This window comes from Vibrio sp. R12-SW3-ISO1 (assembly GCF_059834005.1).
Window position 1 is genome coordinate 1 of the sequence record NZ_JCBDGK010000032.1, and the last position, 3,431, is coordinate 3,431.

Annotated in this window: 1 protein-coding gene; it reads left to right on the forward strand. The window is 62.5% G+C overall.

What is annotated here, in order from left to right; translation table 11 throughout:
- Positions 1 to 3,431: beta strand repeat-containing protein (locus AC6R0R_RS08935; RefSeq protein WP_500626439.1), on the forward strand; the 3,431-nt coding region annotated here is incomplete at both ends.

Consider the following 3,431-nt stretch of genomic DNA (forward strand, 5'->3'; position numbering starts at 1 on the left):
GCCGGTGGCGAAAGACGCGACTGAAACGACCGAAGAAAACACGGTACTGACTGGCAACGTGCCAGCGGCGACGGATGTGGACGGCACGGTGGATGCCAATGGCTACGCACTGGTAGAGGGCGTGGGCGCAGGCAACGGTACGCTGGTCTTCCTCAATGACGGCAGCTACACGTTCACCCCAGGCAGCGACTTCGACGCTCTGGGCGATACAGAAAGCCGCGATGTGACGTTCACGTACACCGCGACCGACGACGATGGCGCGGTGAGCGAGCCGAAGACCATCACCATCACGGTGACGGGCACGAATGACGCGCCGGTGGCGAAAGACGCGACTGAAACGACCGAAGAAAACACGGTACTGACTGGCAACGTGCCAGCGGCGACGGATGTGGACGGCACGGTGGATGCCAATGGCTACGCACTGGTAGAGGGCGTGGGCGCAGGCAACGGTACGCTGGTCTTCCTCAATGACGGCAGCTACACGTTCACCCCAGGCAGCGACTTCGACGCTCTGGGCGATACAGAAAGCCGCGATGTGACGTTCACGTACACCGCGACCGACGACGATGGCGCGGTGAGCGAGCCGAAGACCATCACCATCACGGTGACGGGCACGAATGACGCGCCGGTGGCGAAAGACGCGACTGAAACGACCGAAGAAAACACGGTACTGACTGGCAACGTGCCAGCGGCGACGGATGTGGACGGCACGGTGGATGCCAATGGCTACGCACTGGTAGAGGGCGTGGGCGCAGGCAACGGTACGCTGGTCTTCCTCAATGACGGCAGCTACACGTTCACCCCAGGCAGCGACTTCGACGCTCTGGGCGATACAGAAAGCCGCGATGTGACGTTCACGTACACCGCGACCGACGACGATGGCGCGGTGAGCGAGCCGAAGACCATCACCATCACGGTGACGGGCACGAATGACGCGCCGGTGGCGAAAGACGCGACTGAAACGACCGAAGAAAACACGGTACTGACTGGCAACGTGCCAGCGGCGACGGATGTGGACGGCACGGTGGATGCCAATGGCTACGCACTGGTAGAGGGCGTGGGCGCAGGCAACGGTACGCTGGTCTTCCTCAATGACGGCAGCTACACGTTCACCCCAGGCAGCGACTTCGACGCTCTGGGCGATACAGAAAGCCGCGATGTGACGTTCACGTACACCGCGACCGACGACGATGGCGCGGTGAGCGAGCCGAAGACCATCACCATCACGGTGACGGGCACGAATGACGCGCCGGTGGCGAAAGACGCGACTGAAACGACCGAAGAAAACACGGTACTGACTGGCAACGTGCCAGCGGCGACGGATGTGGACGGCACGGTGGATGCCAATGGCTACGCACTGGTAGAGGGCGTGGGCGCAGGCAACGGTACGCTGGTCTTCCTCAATGACGGCAGCTACACGTTCACCCCAGGCAGCGACTTCGACGCTCTGGGCGATACAGAAAGCCGCGATGTGACGTTCACGTACACCGCGACCGACGACGATGGCGCGGTGAGCGAGCCGAAGACCATCACCATCACGGTGACGGGCACGAATGACGCGCCGGTGGCGAAAGACGCGACTGAAACGACCGAAGAAAACACGGTACTGACTGGCAACGTGCCAGCGGCGACGGATGTGGACGGCACGGTGGATGCCAATGGCTACGCACTGGTAGAGGGCGTGGGCGCAGGCAACGGTACGCTGGTCTTCCTCAATGACGGCAGCTACACGTTCACCCCAGGCAGCGACTTCGACGCTCTGGGCGATACAGAAAGCCGCGATGTGACGTTCACGTACACCGCGACCGACGACGATGGCGCGGTGAGCGAGCCGAAGACCATCACCATCACGGTGACGGGCACGAATGACGCGCCGGTGGCGAAAGACGCGACTGAAACGACCGAAGAAAACACGGTACTGACTGGCAACGTGCCAGCGGCGACGGATGTGGACGGCACGGTGGATGCCAATGGCTACGCACTGGTAGAGGGCGTGGGCGCAGGCAACGGTACGCTGGTCTTCCTCAATGACGGCAGCTACACGTTCACCCCAGGCAGCGACTTCGACGCTCTGGGCGATACAGAAAGCCGCGATGTGACGTTCACGTACACCGCGACCGACGACGATGGCGCGGTGAGCGAGCCGAAGACCATCACCATCACGGTGACGGGCACGAATGACGCGCCGGTGGCGAAAGACGCGACTGAAACGACCGAAGAAAACACGGTACTGACTGGCAACGTGCCAGCGGCGACGGATGTGGACGGCACGGTGGATGCCAATGGCTACGCACTGGTAGAGGGCGTGGGCGCAGGCAACGGTACGCTGGTCTTCCTCAATGACGGCAGCTACACGTTCACCCCAGGCAGCGACTTCGACGCTCTGGGCGATACAGAAAGCCGCGATGTGACGTTCACGTACACCGCGACCGACGACGATGGCGCGGTGAGCGAGCCGAAGACCATCACCATCACGGTGACGGGCACGAATGACGCGCCGGTGGCGAAAGACGCGACTGAAACGACCGAAGAAAACACGGTACTGACTGGCAACGTGCCAGCGGCGACGGATGTGGACGGCACGGTGGATGCCAATGGCTACGCACTGGTAGAGGGCGTGGGCGCAGGCAACGGTACGCTGGTCTTCCTCAATGACGGCAGCTACACGTTCACCCCAGGCAGCGACTTCGACGCTCTGGGCGATACAGAAAGCCGCGATGTGACGTTCACGTACACCGCGACCGACGACGATGGCGCGGTGAGCGAGCCGAAGACCATCACCATCACGGTGACGGGCACGAATGACGCGCCGGTGGCGAAAGACGCGACTGAAACGACCGAAGAAAACACGGTACTGACTGGCAACGTGCCAGCGGCGACGGATGTGGACGGCACGGTGGATGCCAATGGCTACGCACTGGTAGAGGGCGTGGGCGCAGGCAACGGTACGCTGGTCTTCCTCAATGACGGCAGCTACACGTTCACCCCAGGCAGCGACTTCGACGCTCTGGGCGATACAGAAAGCCGCGATGTGACGTTCACGTACACCGCGACCGACGACGATGGCGCGGTGAGCGAGCCGAAGACCATCACCATCACGGTGACGGGCACGAATGACGCGCCGGTGGCGAAAGACGCGACTGAAACGACCGAAGAAAACACGGTACTGACTGGCAACGTGCCAGCGGCGACGGATGTGGACGGCACGGTGGATGCCAATGGCTACGCACTGGTAGAGGGCGTGGGCGCAGGCAACGGTACGCTGGTCTTCCTCAATGACGGCAGCTACACGTTCACCCCAGGCAGCGACTTCGACGCTCTGGGCGATACAGAAAGCCGCGATGTGACGTTCACGTACACCGCGACCGACGACGATGGCGCGGTGAGCGAGCCGAAGACCATCACCATCACGGTGACGGGCACGAATGACG